18 protein-coding genes and 1 tRNA gene are annotated in these 18,594 nt (G+C 41.7%); 13 read left to right on the top strand and 6 right to left on the bottom strand.

All coding sequences use genetic code 11. From position 1 onward, the window contains the following. Positions 1-27: 27 nt before the first annotated feature. The 3 genes from G563_RS0127790 to G563_RS0127780 form a co-directional block, all read right to left on the bottom strand. A complete protein-coding gene (locus tag G563_RS0127790) occupies positions 28-1,317 on the bottom strand; it encodes a phage integrase SAM-like domain-containing protein (protein ID WP_028668221.1) in 1,290 nt (429 codons plus the stop codon). A gap of 192 nt (positions 1,318-1,509) precedes the next feature. Further along, a tRNA-Ser gene (locus tag G563_RS0127785) sits at positions 1,510-1,594 on the bottom strand. Positions 1,595-1,751: 157 nt separating this feature from the next. Next, the gene (locus tag G563_RS0127780; protein WP_028668220.1) at positions 1,752-2,870 is read right to left on the bottom strand and encodes a trans-sulfuration enzyme family protein; all 1,119 of its coding nucleotides are present in this window, start codon (positions 2,868-2,870) and stop codon (positions 1,752-1,754) included. A 178-nt stretch (positions 2,871-3,048) separates the two neighbouring features. Between G563_RS0127780 and G563_RS0127775 the strand changes: the two genes are divergently transcribed. The 6 genes from G563_RS0127775 to G563_RS0127750 all read left to right on the top strand — a co-directional run bounded on the left by G563_RS0127775 (position 3,049) and on the right by G563_RS0127750 (position 10,040). Continuing rightward, a complete protein-coding gene (locus tag G563_RS0127775) occupies positions 3,049-3,855 on the top strand; it encodes a crotonase/enoyl-CoA hydratase family protein (RefSeq protein ID WP_028668219.1) in 807 nt (268 codons plus the stop codon). Positions 3,856-3,959: 104 nt separating this feature from the next. Then, entirely contained in the window at positions 3,960-4,862 is a 903-nt protein-coding gene (locus G563_RS0127770) for an SDR family oxidoreductase (protein WP_028668218.1), read from the top strand. A 159-nt stretch (positions 4,863-5,021) separates the two neighbouring features. Then, on the top strand, positions 5,022-7,280 hold the full coding sequence (locus tag G563_RS0127765; protein WP_028668217.1) for a TonB-dependent receptor: 2,259 nt from the start codon (positions 5,022-5,024) through the stop codon (positions 7,278-7,280). 103 nt (positions 7,281-7,383) lie between these two features. Further along, entirely contained in the window at positions 7,384-8,199 is an 816-nt protein-coding gene (locus G563_RS0127760; RefSeq protein WP_028668216.1) for a DUF4249 domain-containing protein, read from the top strand. Between the two features lie 87 nt (positions 8,200-8,286). Continuing rightward, the gene (locus tag G563_RS37305) at positions 8,287-9,306 is read left to right on the top strand and encodes a sensor histidine kinase (protein WP_028668215.1); all 1,020 of its coding nucleotides are present in this window, start codon (positions 8,287-8,289) and stop codon (positions 9,304-9,306) included. Next, positions 9,285-10,040, top strand: coding sequence for a LytR/AlgR family response regulator transcription factor (locus G563_RS0127750; RefSeq protein WP_028668214.1), 756 nt, complete (start codon positions 9,285-9,287; stop codon positions 10,038-10,040). Before G563_RS37305 ends, G563_RS0127750 begins: the two co-directional genes overlap by 22 nt. A 159-nt stretch (positions 10,041-10,199) precedes the next feature. Here the strand turns inward: G563_RS0127750 and G563_RS0127745 are convergent, their stop codons facing one another. Then, the gene (locus G563_RS0127745) at positions 10,200-10,583 is read right to left on the bottom strand and encodes a TraR/DksA family transcriptional regulator (RefSeq protein ID WP_028668213.1); all 384 of its coding nucleotides are present in this window, start codon (positions 10,581-10,583) and stop codon (positions 10,200-10,202) included. 390 nt (positions 10,584-10,973) lie between these two features. Between G563_RS0127745 and G563_RS0127740 the strand changes: the two genes are divergently transcribed. The 4 genes from G563_RS0127740 (at position 10,974) to G563_RS0127725 (ending at position 14,830) form a co-directional block, all read left to right on the top strand. After that, positions 10,974-12,248: a Glu/Leu/Phe/Val family dehydrogenase gene (locus G563_RS0127740; RefSeq protein WP_028668212.1), complete on the top strand. Its 1,275-nt coding sequence runs from the start codon at positions 10,974-10,976 to the stop codon at positions 12,246-12,248. Between the two features lie 106 nt (positions 12,249-12,354). Then, positions 12,355-13,014, top strand: coding sequence for a phosphatidylserine decarboxylase family protein (locus G563_RS0127735; protein ID WP_028668211.1), 660 nt, complete (start codon positions 12,355-12,357; stop codon positions 13,012-13,014). A gap of 72 nt (positions 13,015-13,086) precedes the next feature. Continuing rightward, positions 13,087-13,899, top strand: a complete 813-nt coding sequence (gene murQ / locus G563_RS0127730; protein ID WP_028668210.1) for an N-acetylmuramic acid 6-phosphate etherase — start codon at positions 13,087-13,089, stop codon at positions 13,897-13,899. 1 nt (position 13,900) lies between these two features. After that, positions 13,901-14,830, top strand: a complete 930-nt coding sequence (locus G563_RS0127725) for a CPBP family intramembrane glutamic endopeptidase (protein ID WP_028668209.1) — start codon at positions 13,901-13,903, stop codon at positions 14,828-14,830. 3 nt (positions 14,831-14,833) lie between these two features. Here G563_RS0127725 and G563_RS0127720 read toward each other — a convergent pair whose 3' ends face one another. Further along, positions 14,834-15,682, bottom strand: coding sequence for a TraB/GumN family protein (locus G563_RS0127720; RefSeq protein WP_028668208.1), 849 nt, complete (start codon positions 15,680-15,682; stop codon positions 14,834-14,836). Between the two features lie 93 nt (positions 15,683-15,775). Here G563_RS0127720 and G563_RS37785 point away from each other — a divergent pair, with 93 nt between their 5' ends. Next, positions 15,776-15,892 carry a 30S ribosomal protein THX gene (locus G563_RS37785; protein WP_084650995.1) on the top strand — a complete coding sequence of 39 codons (117 nt, stop codon included), beginning with the start codon at positions 15,776-15,778 and terminating at the stop codon, positions 15,890-15,892. Positions 15,893-15,979: 87 nt separating this feature from the next. Here G563_RS37785 and G563_RS0127715 read toward each other — a convergent pair whose 3' ends face one another. Further along, positions 15,980-17,284: an aminotransferase class V-fold PLP-dependent enzyme gene (locus G563_RS0127715; protein ID WP_028668207.1), complete on the bottom strand. Its 1,305-nt coding sequence runs from the start codon at positions 17,282-17,284 to the stop codon at positions 15,980-15,982. 196 nt (positions 17,285-17,480) lie between these two features. Between G563_RS0127715 and G563_RS0127710 the strand changes: the two genes are divergently transcribed. Together G563_RS0127710 and G563_RS0127705 are read left to right on the top strand one after the other, a co-directional pair. After that, complete coding sequence (locus G563_RS0127710) at positions 17,481-17,933, top strand: hypothetical protein (protein WP_028668206.1); 453 nt, start codon at positions 17,481-17,483, stop codon at positions 17,931-17,933. A gap of 229 nt (positions 17,934-18,162) precedes the next feature. Continuing rightward, entirely contained in the window at positions 18,163-18,594 is a 432-nt protein-coding gene (locus G563_RS0127705; RefSeq protein ID WP_157585648.1) for a hypothetical protein, read from the top strand.

Raw genomic sequence — 18,594 nt, 5'->3', positions numbered from 1 at the left:
GCCAGTTTAACATTTATTTAACTAATTTTAGGCTGCATCTATACGCAATACATCATTCCACGATGTCATTTTACGCGCTATTCGCTCCTCTTTAATTTTTACGTAATGTTTTAGGCTGCGGGTGGTCGTTAAACCCAAACAAGCCGCCACATCACCTTCGTCCAACATCAGCACATTCAGTGCCATGTTAGCAAATGTTTTTCTTGCGATTTTCGTACTCAAAACCAGAGGCACTTTGCACATCGTGGCCAGCTCCTTCAGTGTAGTGTTGCGTTTTTGGTTAGATTTCACTGGAAGATTTTCAATCTGCCCACCATATTTTTGGAGGATAGCTACCGCTGGCTCAAGCAGCTTCAGACTAAATACCTTCTGTGTTTTTTTTCGCTTTCCTTTCAAAAACGTCGCCCCTTTGTAGGTTTCCAACCAATACTTGCGCTTGGTATAATCGCAATGGTGCATCCCCGTAAAAGCCGAGAAAACAAAAGCATCGCGTTCTCGGTCCAGGCGGATTGCAGTCTCCTGGGCAATGTACCCTTGAGCATAGAGCTTCATAAAATCAAAAGCCACTACCCTTTCTAATTGGGATATGGTCAAATGAGTAGTATCAGGGTCATCTGGTTCACTTTTCACTATCACCCCTTCTAAAGGATTTGATTTTATTCTTTTCTTTCGAAGTGAGTGTTTCAATAGCTGCTTAACCCAACTCAGGTGTTTTCGAGTATGCCCATACACAAAACTCTTTGGTTTAGACATCAAAAAAATCTTAAATCCATCTAAATGGTCTTCTTCAAAATGACTCGGTGCCAGTGTCTTTAATCCTTTCAGTACTAAGTATTCTTTAAAATTTTTGGAATAATTTTGGTGCACATCAAGCGTTTCTTGGCTGACTAGCCCCGCCTCCTTCTCCTCTTTTCTGTCTTTAAAATATTCCTCAATGAGTTGCTCAAAAGTGTACCTAAAAAACTTCTTACCCGTAAACAAGTCCTTCACCATTTTGGGAGTGACTTCATCACCATGTTCTATCTGTAGGAGTTCATAGATACGCTCTAGCTTATTTTTTATGTCATTGAGAGTTCTGTTATAACGGCGAGCGTTAGAGTCATTCCCTATCACTCGCTGAGTTTTTTCGTCCCATGCCGACCTCTTAATATTGATATGTACGCTTCCTATTTCCTCTACTTGCGTGGCTATCGTTATTCGGCAGCATAGACCTCCCAAAGTGTCATAATTTGGATTTTCTTCTCTTTTTAGTTTTTCGGCCTTCGAGTCACTTTTCCGAAACCAAAACAAAACAAACATTTGCTTAAAATTGAACATAAGTGTGTGTGTGCTTTGGGCCACACCACTCAAAAAAATATCACAAAAAAGAAGCCAAAAAAATGACGTAACTGCGACGCCCCGACGTAATTGTAAACGTAACTGTGAAGTGAAAAACTGAGAATCAACCCCCTAAAATGCAGAAAACCACCGCCTTATATAAGCGGTGGCCTCATAGTCAAAAGCTTTCAGCAGAGAGAGAGGGATTCGAACCCCCGGACCTGTTACAGTCAACGGTTTTCAAGACCGCCGCATTCGACCACTCTGCCATCTCTCTAATTTTTGTCCCAGAGCTCGTTGCTTTGGGACTGCAAAGGTAGATGTTTTAAATCGTTTGTCAAGCGTTTTGAGTAAAATTTTTCAAAAAAAATTAAGATAAAATTTCTGAAAAATACCGCTTTGAAACCAATATTTTGATAATCAAAGACTTGCCCTTATGAAAGTGCTTGCGCCAAATCTGCTATCAAATCATCGATGTGCTCTAGTCCTACCGAAATACGCAACAAATTCTTAGGACTGACCGAATGCGCGCCTTCTGCCGTAGCACGATGCTCTATCAAACTCTCTACCCCTCCTAAGCTAGTAGCCCGTACAAACACTTTCACTTTGCTCTTAACTCTCAATGCTTCTTCTGCCCCTCCTTTGACTTGGATTGATAGCATACCACCACCCGAAAGCATTTGTTTCTGGGCAACTTCATAGCCCAAATGACTCTCTAATGTGGGGTAATGCACGGCTTCCAAACCAGCATGAGTACTTAGAAAATGAGCCAACTGAGTGGCATTGGCCGACTGCTGACGCACGCGCAAAGGCAAGGTTTTAATACCCCGCAAAATCAACCAACAATCAAAAGGCGACGGCACAGCCCCTCCTAGTGCCTGAATTTGCCGAGCTTTTTCGGCCAAGGGGCTATTTTCTTTGAAAATCAAAGCTCCACTCAGCAAATCACTGTGTCCTCCAAAATACTTGGTAGCAGAGTGCATTGATACATCACAACCCAAATCAAGCGGACGCTGTAAAATAGGCGTTGCCCAAGTATTGTCGCACACAGAGTAAGCGCCATTATGACGCGCTAAGTCGGCGATCGCCCCGATATCCGCAATTTTAAGTTGTGGATTTGAAGGTGTTTCTATCCATACAAGTTTGGTATTGGGCTTAAAACTACGGGCTACGGCTTCTACATCCCCCATATCGACTTTGGAATATTCTAACCCCCATATACGCATCACATCTTCTAGCAACGCGGGAGTACCGTAGTAGGCGTCGTCGGGGATAATTACGTGGTCGCCAGGTTTTAAACATTGAAAAATAGTGCTCGCAGCCGCCTGTCCCGAGGCAAATGCCATCCCAACGGCTCCTCCCTCCAAAGCTGCGTAGGCTTTTTCCAAGGAATTGCGATTGGGGTTGCTGGCTCTGGTATAAATATGTCCGTGCGGCATACTGCCGTCTGCTTCTCTTTCAAAAGTAGTTGATAGATAAATCGGCGGTACTACTGCACTGGCATTGGCATCGTGAAATTGGGTACTTTGAATGGCAAGTGTTTCTATATTCATACTTAAAATGAGTGTTTGAATCGATGGTCAACTAACTACACAATTTTACACCAAATCTTTTTGAATCAAAAATTAGTTGTGTAGGTTTGTAATATAGTATGCAAGCAGAACATTTGCTTATAAAATGATGAATTCAAAATCAGGTTTTTAGTGCTTACCTTTTCTTTCTACATATGCTATGAATTTCGAAACTTTTCAGCTTAACATAGAATCTCATCTTGCGCATGTTACTTTCAACCGCCCCGAGCGCGCCAATGCTCTCAATCAAAAAGCATGGGACGAAATGAAAAGTATTTTTGACCATTTAGATGAAAATGAAGACGTAAGAGTAATCATCCTCAGCGGAGCAGGCAAACATTTTTGCGCTGGTATTGATTTAGAATTGCTGATGAATGTAGCTCAATTTTCACAAAAATGTGAAGGACGAAAACGCGAACAACTTCGCAAAAAAATCCTTGACTTACAAGCTCCTATCAACGCTATCGAGCAATGTAGCAAGCCCGTCATTGCGGCGATTCATGGAGGATGCATTGGCGCAGGGGTGGATATTGCAAGTGCTTGCGATATGCGCTATGCCGTCTCCGATGCTTTTTTTACGGTCAAAGAAATAGATATGGGTATGGTGGCCGATTTAGGCACGCTCCAACGTTTACCCAAAATCATTGCTCCTGGCATAGCCCGCGAAATGGCTTTTACGGGGCGAAACGTGAGCGGACAAGAAGCCGAACGCATTGGGCTGGTCAATCGAAGTTTTGAAACCCCTGATGCAATGAATGCCGAAATTCTCAACATAGCCCAACTCATTGCGAGCAAATCTCCTTTGGCTATCAGAGGCACTAAAAATGTCATGAACTATTCGAGAGATCATTCTGTCGGCGATGGACTCGAATACATTGCTAGCTGGAATGCAGCGATGCTGCTATCTGATGATTTAACCGAGGCATTTCAGGCCAAAATGCAAAAGCGTGAGGCTACTTTTAAGTAGGAGCACGACCTTGTTTAACCCATTGATTTACAACACCAAGTACCTCATCAACGCCTTTTCAACTTAGTACATTCACTTATATTTTTAGCATTTAAACACTTTCCATGAACTATTCCCAACCTATGCTACGCGAAGGCTCTTTGGCGGGCAAAACCATCATCGTCACGGGCGGCGGCACTGGCCTTGGCAAATCGATGGCCAAATATTTTCTTGAATTGGGTGCCAATGTAGTCATCTGTAGCCGCCGTTTAGCGGTGCTAGAAGCCACTGCCCAAGAACTCGCCGAAGCCACTGGGGGGCAAGTACTAGCCGCAGAATGTGACGTCCGAAAAACCGACCAGATTGAAGCAGTTATTGAAGCGGGGATCAGTCGATTTGGTGCGGTTCATGGTTTGGTCAACAACTCCGCTGGCAATTTTATTAGTCCTACCGAACGGCTTTCTTACAAAGCTATCGATACCGTAGTGGATATTGTTTTAAGAGGAACGTACTACTTTACCCTTGCGATTGGGAAATATTGGATTGAAAACCAAATCAAAGGTACAATTCTCAATATTTCCACTACTTATGCTTGGACAGGTTCAGGCTGGGTGGTTCCTTCGGCCATGGCCAAAGCAGGCGCCTTGGCAATGACCAAGTCGTTGGCTTATGAATGGGGACAATACGGCATCAGGCTCAATGCAATCGCACCGGGGCCTTTTCCTACAAAGGGAGCTTGGGACCGTCTTTTTCCGAAAGATTTGGCCGAAAAATTTGCTTTCGAAAACCGTATCCCTCTTCACCGCACGGGCGAGCATCAAGAATTAGCCAATCTTGCGGCCTATCTCATGTCCGACTTTTCGGCTTATATGACGGGAGAAGTCATTACGCTCGATGGTGGAGAAGTATTAAACGGGGGGCAGTTTAATTTCTTACGGGAAGTCACTCCCCAAATGTGGGATATTTTGGAAGCCCAAATCAAAAACGCCAACCGCGCTAGTAAGCAAGAAGGCAAGTCTGAGGGGTAAGTTTTTCATAGGCTGATTCAATTGCTCCATTAGACTCTTGAATCAGCTTATATTGCTTTCGCCCGTTTAGTTTGCTTTTCTGTCCGCTTCATTTCTTTTCTTCATTTCTCTCTTCTCGTTCTTGCGTCATTTTGTAGCAAACAATGTCACCAAACAGTTATGCTACAAATCTTAAAATACTTCCTTTTTGCTTTATTAGTAGTACATTCTGCCCTAGGCCAAAACAAGTACACTATCAGCGGTACTATCAAAGACGCCAAAACAGGCGAAACGATGATTGGGGTCACCGTTCGGGTAAAAGAACTCCCCAACACCGGTACCACTTGCAATGAATACGGTTTTTATTCACTCACTTTACCTCAAGGGACTTACACCATAGCGGCTAGCTTGATTGGCTACGATACCAAAGAAACACAGGTAATTCTTACTTCTAACCAAAAGCTAGATTTGTTGATTTTGGAAAACACGGCGCTGTTGGCTGAAGTTGTTGTCAAAGCCACTTCCGACAACGACAAGATAACAAACCCTACCATGGGTGTTGAGAAGCTGAGTATCAAAGAAATCAATAATATCCCGGCTTTAATGGGCGAAAGAGACCCTCTTAAAATAATGCAACTTTTGCCCGGAATCAAATCGGCAGGAGAAGGCAATAGTGGTTTCAATGTACGGGGTGGCAATGCTGACCAAAATCTCATTCTTCTTGACGAAGCTCCTGTTTACAATGCGTCTCACCTGTTGGGGTTTTTCTCTACTTTCAATGCCGACGCTATCAAAGACCTATCCATTTATAAGGGAGGTATGCCCGCACAATACGGCGGTAGATTATCTTCGGTACTTGATGTCAAAATGAACGACGGCAACAATCAAGACTATTACGTAGGAGGCGGCATCGGCCTGATTTCGAGTCGGTTATCGGTAGAAGGGCCTTTACAAAAAGACAAGAGTTCATTTCTTATTACTGGACGCCGTACCTACGCCGATGCCTTTCTCAAGCTTTCTTCCGACCCAGATATCAATCAAAACACGCTTTACTTTTATGACCTCAATGCCAAAATGAACTATACTTTTTCGGACAAAAATCGACTTTACTTATCGGGTTATTTTGGACGAGACAAATTTGGCTTGGGGGATTTGTTTGGCATCGATTGGGGCAATGCCACTGGCACACTTCGTTGGAATCATCTTTTCAGCGAAAAACTATTTAGCAATACGTCACTCATTTACAGCAATTACGATTATAGCGTCAGTATCGCCAATGGAAGCAATGAATTTAACCTATCTTCTTCTATCAAAGATTTCAACCTCAAACAAGAATTTAGCTATTTCCCCAATCCCAAAAATGCAATGCGGTTTGGGGTAAATTTCATACACCATACCCTTAGCCCCCGCAACCGCATCGCCAATGCTCCAAATTCAAGTGTCAACAACACCAGCGAACCCAACCGAACAGCCCTTGAAAATGCTGCTTTTTTTAGCAACAAATGGCAACCTTCTTCTCAGTTTAGTATGGAATATGGCCTCCGAATAACCTCTTTCTTGACCTTAGATAGTGCCCAAAGCCAGACTCATTATTTCAATGTAGAGCCTAGGCTTTCGGTAGCATACATCGCAAGCCCTTCGCTTTCGGTCAAAGGTTCTTATACCCGAAATGTACAAAACCTCCATTTGCTCACCAATTCCAACGCTTCTTCTCCTACCGACCGCTGGCTCATGAGCACGGCTCAAATCAAACCCGAAATAGCCGACCAAGTATCTTTTGGAATTTTTAAAAACCTGTACAACAATGCCTATGAGCTAAGTACAGAGGTTTATTATAAAACCATGAAAAACCAGATAGATTACAAAGACGGAGCTGACTTGACTTACAACGACCAAATCGAATCACAGCTTCTTTTTGGGCAAGGAAGGGCTTATGGAATAGAATTCTTGATACGTAAAAATAGCGGCAAACTTACAGGCTGGGTAGGCTATGCCCTTTCTCGTACCGAAAAACAAATCGACGGTATCAATCAAGGTCAGTGGTACGCCGCCAAGCAAGACCGTACCCACGACTTATCGGTGGTGGGTGTGTATAGGCTTTCTAATAAATGGACTTTTTCGGGAACTTGGGTTTACAATACCGGCAACGCCGTCACTTTTCCGACAGGCAAATACCGGATTGATGATGCGGTAGTTTTTCAATATTCGGAGCGAAACGGGTATCGAATGCCTGATTATCACCGACTTGATTTGGGGGCTACGCTCAAATTCAACAAACGGAAGCATTTCGATTCGGATCTTTCGTTTGGGATTTACAATGCCTACGGGAGGGCTAATCCTTGGGCCATCAATTTTGAAGAAAACGGTGATGCAACCGAAGTACAACGCGTGTCGCTTTTTAAGTATGTTCCTTACATCACTTACAATTTCAAATTTTAAATGTTTACGCAGTGGCTCTTGTCAATCACTGTATTTACTGCCAAAAAATGAGTCAATGGAGACACATAACTTCAATACTCCACTAAAATTTTCCATTACATCCATGAAATCTTCCAATACACTTATTCTCAACTCTTTATTGCTAGTGTTTAGTTTAGTCAGTCTTACTTCTTGCGTTGATACGATTCAATTGGATTTAAGAGAAGTAGAGCCTCAGCTGGTCATTGAGGGGAAAATTACCAATACCCCTTCCGAAAATGAAGTAATCATCACTACAAGCGTCGATTTTCAATTGAAAAACGAATTTCCCCCCATCACAACGGCAGATGTAAGCCTTACCGACCAAACAACTGGCGAGTCAGAAAAGCTCATTCAAACTTCAGCAGGTGTATATGCTATCACTGCCCTCAAAGGTATAGAAGGACATACCTATGCTTTAAAAGTAGCCTACAATGGTCAAATATATTCGGCGATTTCCACCATGCCCCAACAAGTGAATTTTGAAGAATTGACCTATGAAGAAGGGCCTCGCAGACCACAAAATAACTCTCAAACCCGCATGGTAGCTATTTTTAAAGACCCTGCATCGTCCGAAAACTTCTATCGGTGGGTTAGTTATCATAACGGCCTACAGTCTCGGACGGTGTTTGTACGTTCTGATGCTTTTACAAATGGTAATTCAATCCGCCAGTCCATCAATAGCGACATTGATATTGCCGCAAATGATGCCATTACTGTCGAAATGCAATGTATATCCAAAGAGGCTTATGAGTATTTTAATACGCTTATGAGACTTCAAGGTGACGGGGTTAATCAAGGCACTACTCCTACCAATCCTCCAAGCAATATTGTTGGAGGTGCTTTAGGTTATTTCAGTGCACACACTTCTCAAAAGCAAACAGTAGTGATAAAGCCATAAAGGCTACTTATGAGGATTTTTTCAAAAATTGGGTTGACAATTTAGAGAATGGTAATTTTGGAAACATTGCGATTTTAAGATTTTTACATGAAAAAATACCAAATAAAAACCGGAGCCGTCATCTCTCTTTTCATCTCAATACTGGCACTGCTACCTCGGATTATTCGCTTTGAAATGGATAATCTCAGCAATATCACCCAAAACCTCTTCTTTACATTTACATTTTCGCTGCTCTGTTGGATTCTTTTACAAGTACTTTTTCAAAGCCGTCGTTTTACAAATATTTATCTCCGGCTCTGGGTGGGAGTATGGGGGTGCATTTTCCTCTCGCTGCTTCATTATTCTTTTTTTATTCAGCTTCTTCCTCGACCTATCATTTCATTTTTTTTAAATGATTTATCTTGGAAACAACGCGTAGGAATTATACTTTTTAGAGGTATGATGGTAGGCGGAGTTTTATCTTTTATTATTTACTACTTCAACTTACTGCTTCGTACCCAAAAAATTAAGTTGGAGATAGAGCACTTAAAACAAGATAATCTATCGGCACGTCTTGGTTCGCTCAAACAACAAATCAGCCCCCATTTTTTATTTAATTCATTGAATACCCTCAAAACATTGACTGAGGAAGAAAATGTAAAAAATTATGTGGTACAACTTTCAAATGTATATCGCTATTTGCTTCATCATTCAGAACGTCATTTAGCCCTGATTGAAGAAGAACTTAACTTTGTAAAATCTTACTTTTACATCTTACAAGAACGTTTTGAAGACGCTCTTTTGATTGATATCAAGGTATCGACTGAGACCTTGAAATGTAGTATTCCCCCGTTGTCGTTACAAATACTTGTGGAAAACAGCATAAAGCACAATGTCATTTCTCTCAACAAACCCCTCACAATCAGCATTTTTAATGAGAATGGCTATTTAGTTGTTCAAAACAATCTACAACCCAAAAAATCAGTAGAGGAAAGTACTGGAATAGGACTTAAAAACATTATCAGTCGATATGCTTTATTGGCCGACAAATCAGTCGAAATCTCTCAAACTTCTCATACTTTTACGGTCAAACTTCCTTTGCTCGCATGTCACAAATACTCATCATAGAAGACGAGATAAAAGCCGCAAAAGAACTCAGGCGGATGCTCGAAGATACCTACCCCGAAGCTAAGATTATGGGTATTTTATCTTCCGTTGAAGAATCGATTGAGTGGTTAAACCAACACCCGAGCCCTGATCTTATCTTTTCGGATATTCAACTAGCTGATGGCCTCAGTTTTGACATTTTCAAGGCGGTCAAGATACAAGCACCGGTGATTTTTTGTACAGCTTTTGATGAGTACGCCATTCGAGCATTTGAGACCAATGGTATCGATTATCTTCTCAAACCTATTGATAAAGAGCGGTTACAGCAAGGACTATCTAAGCTAAATACCTTAAAAAACGCATTTAAAGCCCCTAATACACCCCTTGAGAACCTTCTCTCGGTTCTCAAGCCTTCGCATAAATCGACGTTATTGGTTTATTTCAAAGACAAAATCCTCCCCATCAAAGCCCATGAAATTGCCTTTTTTTATTACGAAAATGGAACATTGGCCGCCTATACCCACAAAAACCTCCGCTATCAGCTACATTATTCGCTTGACGACCTTGAAAATCAACTTGATTCGCAAATGTTTTACCGCGCCAACCGGCAGTTTATCGTTCACAAAGAGGCCATCATTTCAGTAGAACAATATTTTGCGCGGAAGTTAGTTTTAAAACTTAGTTTAGCTACTCCCGAAACCGTCGTGGTCAGCAAAGCCAAAGCCTCTCATTTTCTTCGTTGGATGGAGCAATAAGTGTAAATCAAAACATCGTATCTCTAATCTCCTAAAAATCTGCACTTTAAATATATTCCATCAACAATATTTGCTCACAAAAAAGGCGACAAAAGCACTTTCTTGCTTCAACTAGCAAGAATAGCACTTTTGTCGCCTTAGGGAAGCTAGCCTAAAAGTTTATACCCGACGCAATTTTGCTTCAATCGTCTGCTGCGTGTGTGGCACAGCACGTAGACGCTCTTTTGGAATCAACTTGCCCGTATCTATACAAATACCATAGGTACCATTTTTGATACGAACAAGGGCATTCTCAAGTTGTGTAATAAATTTCTGCAAGCGAGCGGCCGATTGACTCATTTGCTCACGCTCACTTGTATCTACATCTTCCATCAACTTGGTAGCAGCGCCAGTGTTGTCGGTGCCACTGTCGTTTTTCCGACTCAACGTGTCTTTAATGTACGCTAATTCATTGCGCGCAGCATCTAATTTCTGGTTGATGATACCTTCAAACTCCTTCAACTCTTCTTCGGAGTAACGCTTTTTTTCTTCCTGTACTGTCATACTCAGTTTACTGTTTGGGGTAAAAACTTAAATGGCGGCCTTCGATATTCAGCCGCAAAATTACGCTTTATTCTATTTATACCAATGATTTTAGCGACCGTTTACTAAAAAGTTATTATTTTTTGATTTGCAAAAATGTCATAAATACCAAGTTTTATTTGGGAAATAAACACTAAACTTCTATACGATTCTACACTTTATAATTTAATTGATACAACCTTCTTTAAAAACCAAATTGTACTTAAACAAGAAAAAACTATCTTTTTGTTTTTTTCGTTATAAAGATATTAAGTTTGCGTTCAGGAAATAGACTGCTAAAATAAGCAAGTAGCTAGTTCGTTTCCTTTTTCAACAAACAGCAATTCCAAAACAATCAGAATCGTTAAAATTATGACTTATATTGAGCCAGCTCCTATTAAAGATAAGGAGAATCCACTGGAGTCTATGATGTCGCGCTTTGACAAAGCAGCCGAGCTTCTCGGTATCAGCGACGAAATGTACCATATACTCAAAGTTCCTCGCAAACAAGTAGTTGTAGGGCTTCCTGTGACAATGGACAACGGGCAAATCAAGGTTTTTGAAGGCTACCGCGTCATTCACTCTACCATCTTAGGCCCCGCCAAAGGTGGGATTCGTTTTGATATGGGTGTCAATATCGACGAAGTACGCGCTCTAGCTGCTTGGATGACTTGGAAATGCGCCGTAGTAGATATTCCTTACGGAGGCGCCAAAGGAGGCATTGCTTGCAACCCTCGCCAAATGTCGGCGGGCGAAATTGAGCGTTTGATGCGTGCTTATACGACGGCTATGCTCGATGAATTCGGGCCTGACAAAGATATTCCGGCTCCTGATATGGGTACAGGCCCCCGCGAAATGGCATGGCTCATGGATGAATACTCCAAAGCCATGGGGATGACCGTTCCGGCGGTGGTGACAGGTAAGCCTTTGGTATTGGGTGGGTCACTAGGCCGTACAGAAGCCACGGGCCGGGGCGTGACGGTATCGGCATTGGCAGCGATGGAAAAAATGCGTTTGAACCCTTACCGAACTACGGCTGCCGTGCAAGGATTTGGAAACGTGGGCATGTATGCAGCGGCGCTTTTGCATGAGCGGGGCGTCACGGTTCAGGCGATTAGTGATATTTCAGGGGGATATTATAACGAGCGCGGTATTGACATAGAAGACGCAATCGCTTATCGGGCTGCCAATGGTGGGATATTGGAAGGTTATCAACAAGCAGAGTCTATTACCAATGAAGAATTGCTCGCACTGCCGGTAGATGTGCTCGTACCTGCGGCCAAAGAAGACGTGATTACCCAAGAAAATGCCGCTCATATCCAAGCCAAAATGATTGTGGAAGGTGCCAATGGACCTACTTCGGCCAATGCAGATACCATCATCAATGACAAAGGTATCATGGTAGTTCCTGATATTTTGGCCAATGCTGGGGGAGTAACCGTTTCGTATTTTGAATGGGTACAAAACCGAATCGGTTATAAATGGAACTTAGAACGAATCAACCGCCGCTCTGACCGTATTTTGAAAGACGCTTTTGAAAACGTGTACGCCACTTCACAAAAATACAAGGTCAATATGCGCCTAGCTGCTTACATTGTGGCTATCGACAAAGTAGCGAGTACCTACAAATTCCGTGGGGGGTATTAATAAAAGTAAGCACTAGGCAGTAGAGAGTAGTAATAAGATTACTATTTTTGCGGGGCAAAGGACTCACCTCCTTTCCCCGCATTTATTTTTTATACGTATAAGAATGATGACTATCCATAAAGAAGGCTTTGTTAGTATTGGATTAGCGGCACTGTTTGTATTAGGAACCAATGCCCTCCTACGTAATTTTTTAGGCGAAATCGAATGGCTTACCACCACTTGGCTAGTAGCCTCTATTATATTCTTTTTTATCATTGTACAGTTTTTTCGTAAACCTACTCGCCTCTCTCCTATCAACCCCAAGCACGTCATAGCACCTTGTGATGGCAAGGTAGTAGTAATAGAAGAAGTGGTTGAAACAGAATACTTTAAAGGACCAAGACGACAAGTATCCATTTTTATGTCACCCATCAATGTACATATTAATTGGAACCCTATCAGCGGAGTTGTGAAGTATTTCAAATATCATCCAGGAAAATATCTAGTAGCGTGGCACCCCAAATCAAGCACCGAAAATGAACGCACTACTACCGTTATTCAGTCACCAAATGGTGTAGAGATTTTGTTTAGACAAATTGCAGGTGCTTTGGCCAAGCGTATCGTTTGGTATGTAAAAGAAGGACAGCAAGTAAGCCAAGGCTCTGAGATGGGTTTTATCAAATTTGGGTCTAGAGTAGATATTTATTTACCCCTCGATGCTACCCTCAATGTCAATTTGGAAGACAAAACCACTGGTAGTGTTACGGTCATAGCCACTCTTAATTAATCTTTCAGGTAAAGTTCTTCATAAACACAAAAGGAATTTTACTTTCAAAAATTTGCTTTATTTTTTACGCACATGCTATCTACAACCGAATCGACCTCTCTCTATAATAACCTCGAACTCATGAGCGTGAGAGAGCTGTTAACTAATATCAACAATGAAGACAAAACTGTGCCCTATGCCGTGGAAAAAGCCATTCCACAAATAGAAGCACTCGTAGAGCAAATCGTGGTTAGAATGAAGCAAGGGGGTCGGCTTTTCTACATAGGCGCAGGTACCAGCGGTCGGCTAGGTGTAGTAGATGCATCCGAATGTCCCCCTACCTATGGCGTACCTTTTGATTTGGTGATTGGTATCATGGCAGGTGGTGACCAAGCCATCCGAAAAGCGGTAGAGAATGCCGAAGATGACCCCAACCAAGCATGGATTGACCTTCTCGAATACGAAATCGATGAGCTAGATTCTTTAATTGGGATTGCCGCCTCAGGTCGTACCCCTTATGTCATTGGAGGCCTTGAAAAAGCGCGCCAAGCGGGTGTCTTAACAGGCTGTATTGTGTGTAATACTGGCTCTGCGGTAGCCGCAGCGGCGGAGTTTCCGGTAGAAGTAGTGGTAGGACCGGAGTTTGTGACTGGTAGCACCCGCATGAAAGCGGGTACCGCCCAAAAACTCGCCCTCAATATGATTTCTACCTCTGTAATGATACAACTTGGACGCGTAAAAGGCAACAAAATGGTCGATATGCAAATGACTAATTATAAACTTGTACAGCGTGCCATAAGAATGGTAAGAGAAGAACTCCCCTATTTAAGCATTGAAGAAGCTCAGGGTCTTTTAGATGCCCACGGTAGCGTGCGCAATGCCGTTGAAGCAGGCAGAAAGCCTTAATATGAAAGCGATTTGGCAAGCTATTCGAACGCATTTCCAAGCCGATTTTCGCTGGGATATTTACATTAGCATTGCCTTATTTCTTTTCGTTATTATTTTCTTCAATTATAGCGTCAATCTCGAAAAAGGCATCATTGATAGTTACCGTGGCAGGCCATTACGCATGTTTTGGTATTTTCTGCTATATGCCTTTTCTTACTATGGTAGCTTATTGATTTGGATCGGCTTTCGCAAAGAGTGGTGGCGTTTACAAAATCCACGTTTTTGGGTATATAGCCTTTTCATCTTAGCAATCCTTGGGATAGATGGTGGTTTTTATGCCTATCACCATTGGAGTCAATCGATATTTAAGGGAGCTATTTACAACTATGCTTTTCATTGTTTCACTAATATCTCCTCTTTCCTGACAGTATTTGTTCCTTTATTTATATTTTACAGCACATTTGATACCCAACGGCATTTTTTCTACGGTTTTCTTCCTAAATGGCATGCTTTAAAGCCTTATTTATTCTTGGTGGTATTGATGATACCTCTCATAATCTGGGCTTCTTTTCAAGCAGATTTTTTAAGCTCCTACCCCTCCTATGAAGACTCCAACGCCGATGAGTTTTTTGGAGTTTCTCCCATACTCACTACTTTGATTTATGAAGTGTTTTATGGGTTTGATTTTGTATCTACGGAGCTTATATTCAGAGGTTTTATGGTAGTTGGGATGTCACATTTACTGGGAAGGGGCAGTATCGTACCTATGGTTGTTTGCTATGCGGCCCTACACTTTGGCAAACCTATTGGAGAAACTATCGGGTCTATTTTTGGGGGATATATATTGGGAGTACTCGCCTTTCAAACGCGCAGTATATGGGGAGGCATCATTGTCCACATAGGTGTAGCTTGGCTTATGGACCTTGCCGCTTGGCTCCAAAAGATTTAAAGTTTATAATACAGGCCTTACCCTAAACCCTTGTTTTTTCAATAAACTCAACACTCCCTTTTGTCCACCCAAATGCCCTGCCCCGACCGCAAAAAAAGTAGGTTTTGTTTGCATGGCTTTTTCCATGATAGGTATCCATGCGGCGTTCCGATTGGCCAGTAAAATATCTTCATAACCATTAAAATCCCACTCACTATTATCCATTACTTTCAACAGCCCTTCTACATCTTGAGCTTTATAAAGTCCTACCATCTGCCCAAATTCTTTGGCAGATTCTTCTTTTTTTCGAACCATATCGGCCAGTAATGCCGCCTGCTTTTCGTAAGGAATTTGGTCAAAAACTCCCATTTGAAATTCAACGGTTTCCAGTCCTAGCATTTCTTTTTTGGCATTGGAAGCCATCTGCGTAAACACTAACTCATAGGACTGTGGTTGACACGACAGTAAAGTCATGTACAACATCGACATCACCGTAAATGGCTTCATGCCATTCATTTGGTCGAGTCCCATTCCCATTTTTTGTTTAAAATAATCATTCAATAACGTATAATCATCCACCGAGAGATAATCTTTGAGCTTTTTACCATCTGTAAACATCGCCGTCTTCATCATTTTCGACATCATGCTAGGGTCGTCCATGTCAAGTTCAAGATATACCTGATCGGTTTTTGCAAAAGCAGCCTTAGTCGAATCGGTCAAAAAATAATCACTGGGACAAATCAAATGAATGGTACCATAGAGATAGGAAGGCTTCGAAAGGCCATTGCCCGATATTTCCCATAACAATGACTTGTCTTGCGCTTGAATGAAGTGAGTTAATAAACAAAAAATAAGAACTTGAAATGTTTTCATTGCTTAAAAAATTAAACTATCCGTTTGAAGGCAATTTAATTGATTTTTATCTTTGTATATTCATTTTTCTTTATTCTTAAACATAATATTATCATGGGAAAAGGAGACAGAAAGACCAAAAGAGGTAAGATTTGGCGAGGTTCAAATGGTGTAAAACGCCCTTCTAAGAAGAAAATGATACCTCCAAAACCTTCCTCACCAACTACTTAAGGTAGGCTATGACACAACTGAGTTACTAAGCCTCATAGCAAATCATGCCTTCGCTTAGTAACTCAGTATCTTTCAAAATTTTTATTCTCAGCTTTTTCTCTTTGAAGCTCCTGCTATGTCATCAAGTGCATTGACCAAGCGATCAAGATCTTTGGGAGTATGATATACATGCGGTGTTACGCGTACTCCTTTGATATTTTCCCACTCAATGCTTGTTGTATGGATTTTGTGCTTGTTGTAGAGATGCCCGTCCAATTCCGAAGTTTTCATTCCATCGACGGATACAAGCGCAATCGCGCAGGCGTATTTAGGGTCGGGAGAAGTATGGATTTTAACGCCCGGAATCTGACGAGCTTTGTCAGTCCAATAGCGCTGTAAGTAATGCGCACGAGCCTGCTTACGAGCCGCCCCAATCGACAACTGAAAATCTACGGCTGTACCGATAGCCATTTCTGACGCAAAAGAACGCGTGCCCAGACTTTCAAATTTACGAATATCGGGGCCGTCAGGTTCATTGTTTGACAAGAGTGCCCATACTTTTGAGATTTTGTCTTTTTTGACGTACATCATACCACTCCCAAAAGGCGCACAAAGCCATTTGTGTAAGCTTGTAGCATAATAATCACAGCCTAAATCGGGAATTTTAAAATCCAACAGCGCAAACGTATGTGCGCCATCGGCAATTACCTCAATGCCTCTTTTATGAGCTTCATCGGCGATTTTGCGTACAGGTTGAATCTGCCCTACCCAATTGATCATGTGAGTGATATGAACTACTTTGGTCCGAGAAGTAAAAGCACTCACAAACTTGTCTACAAAGTAATTGTCGTTTTCTTGGGGCAAATCAAGATTAATCCAAACTAGTTTGATACCGTCGCGTTTTTCGCGTTGCTTCCAAGCATTAATCATGTTAGGATAGTCTTGCTTAGTCAAAACTACCTCATCTCCAGGCTTTAAGTCCAATCCAAAAATGACCGTATTGAGCCCTTCAGTTGCATTCCGATTGATAGCAATTTCTTCGGCTGAGCAGCCGGCCAAATCTGCCAATTTGCTACGCAACGACTCCCTACCTTGATCCAATATACGCCACATATAGTAGCTAGGGGCTTCATTGCAGTACTGATAGAAGCGAATATGGGCATCTTGTACTGAGCGGGGCTGAGGGCATACCCCTCCATTGTTGAGATTAAGTAAGTTGGGAGAGACGGTGTACTCCGTTTTGACCCATGCCCAGAAGTCTTCATTTTGAGCAGCCTCTAAAGGCGAAAAATGAGCCATTTGCTGATTAAACATTTCGAAGGTTTTGGCTTCGGCAGGTGCTAAGAATGGCGGCAGGGTGATGGCGCTAGCAGCAGCACCAAGTGACCCTAAAAATTGACGACGGTTAAACATTGTTTAGGTAAATATTTGAAATATGAAGCGGCTTTACAATACTACAAATACACCTCCAAAAAACCAACTTCTATTTTCCGTTTAATAAAATCCTGCCTTAGTTTTTACCCTTCCTTATGCTTTTCTTAGAACCGTTGTTTACCTTTGCTACGAAATAAATCTCTAACATTATTGTCCACTTACAAACACCACAACAATGAAACGCTCTCAGTTGTCGTCCTTCCTCCTCCTATTATTTGCTTCTTTTATCATTGTATCATGTAGCAAGAAAGATGATCCCACTCCCGCTTCGCTCTCTGATCAAGTAGCTGGTAATTATACAATCACTAGTTTTGGTTTTCTAGGTCTTTTACTTCCATTCCCATTCAAAGATCCAGCTACGGGTGTTACTACCTCTGGTAAAATCGAAGTAAAAAAACTAACAGATGATACTGCCAACGCAACGCTAACTTTAACAGATACTGATGCTGCTGGTAAAGCTACTTCTGATAGTGAAGACCTCGGTACAGTAACGCTCAAAAAAGCAACTACTGGCGAAATTGAAGCATATCAAGGCACTGTTAAAGTTGCTACCTATAACAACGGTGAACTCAAACTCACCGCAGAAGATGAAGATTTAGGAGAAATCAACATTATAGCTAAAAAATAATTACACTATAAAGGTTCATATTAAATTATGTGAAACCCTAAGAACCCGTAACTTTAGAAAGTTACGGGTTCTTTCTTTGTAAACATCCACTTTTACAAACTCCACCTACGATACATAGTTCATCTTTAATTTTCTGCACTCTTCATCTAAGTGATTTGAGGGTGCTTTTTTTATGAGCCAAATGCTTACTTTTGTGATTATCCAACATTTGTCTCCTTTCTATACTCTCATGAAAGTCCTCTTCTTTCTTTTATTCACCTTTACAATTGCTGCTTGTAGCAAAAAAGAAGAGCTATCCCCTTCGCTTGCGAATCAAGTAGCTGGAAGTTATACTTTTGTGAGGGAAGAATACAACGGATTTGATATCGTATATCCCTATACACATCCTACTACAGGCCAAACCACTTCTGGCAAAATAGAAGTAACAAAACTTACCGACGAAAATGTATCGGCTAAGATGGTTTACAGCTTTATCGATAAAACAGGAAAGGTAACTTCGGATTCACAAAATTTGGGGGAAGCAACCCTCAAACAACTATCCACCGGCGAAATCGAAGCTTACCAAGGTAAACTTCGAGTGGCTATTTATGCTAACAACGAACTAAGGCTATCTGCAAGCGATCCTGACTTGGGAAAATATACCTTAGTCACAAAAAAATAA

Origin of the sequence: Runella zeae DSM 19591 (genome assembly GCF_000423565.1) — a bacterium.
In the GTDB taxonomy this organism is placed as follows: Bacteria; Bacteroidota; Bacteroidia; order Cytophagales; family Spirosomataceae; genus Runella; species Runella zeae.
The sequence above is the reverse complement of the archived record's forward strand: the minus strand, read 5'-3'. Positions and strand labels throughout refer to the sequence as shown.